The following is a 574-nucleotide window of genomic DNA, read 5'->3' on the forward strand; positions in this document are numbered from 1 at the left end:
ATCAAGACCCTCTGCAAAAGCTGCGGGGATGATGCCAGCCGGCATATTACGGTGAAATGGGATAAATCCACCAAGCGCGGCGGCCATGGTCGCTAAACCAGCGCCTTTTAGAAAACCGCGCCTGTCTGGGTAGCTGACTCGTCCAAAGACTTTCTCATCCGCAGATTTGGGATTGTTTTCATAATACTTATAGATCCCTTGCGGTTTGTTTTTCTCGTTCTCACTCATGATGTGTTCCTTTGTCGGCACACGCCCAAGAACTGCTACGTCATTCTCGTCCCTTAGTTCGTATCGCCGATCTCTACAGTTGCCTTACTAAAGGGTTTACATCAATAAAAGTAGACGACTATTTATAGTCTTAACAACATCGGTAAGAAACTAGACTGCTTGCTTTGCAAAGGTTATCCATAGTGTGGTTACATTACTTGTGGTCACAGGAAGGGATAATCTGCGGTAAAAATAATGAATATGAAAGAGTTTTCCAGCGCAGTTGGGTTGTCGTCTTACACGCTTCGATACTATGAAAAAATTGGCTTACTGAAACATGTCCACCGAAATAGCAGTGGGCACCGTG

2 protein-coding genes are annotated in these 574 nt (G+C 44.9%); one reads left to right on the forward strand and one right to left on the reverse strand.

The annotated features are described in order from the left end of the window. On the reverse strand, positions 1-228 hold a 228-nt coding region (locus R7044_RS26960; RefSeq protein ID WP_225456198.1), incomplete at its 3' end, for a twin-arginine translocation signal domain-containing protein. A 234-nt stretch (positions 229-462) separates the two neighbouring features. Here R7044_RS26960 and R7044_RS26965 point away from each other — a divergent pair. Further along, positions 463-574, forward strand: a 112-nt coding sequence (locus tag R7044_RS26965) for a MerR family DNA-binding transcriptional regulator (protein WP_140388849.1), incomplete at its 3' end; no start/stop codon positions are given.

The sequence above is a fragment of the Vibrio sp. 1402 genome (assembly GCF_033340275.1).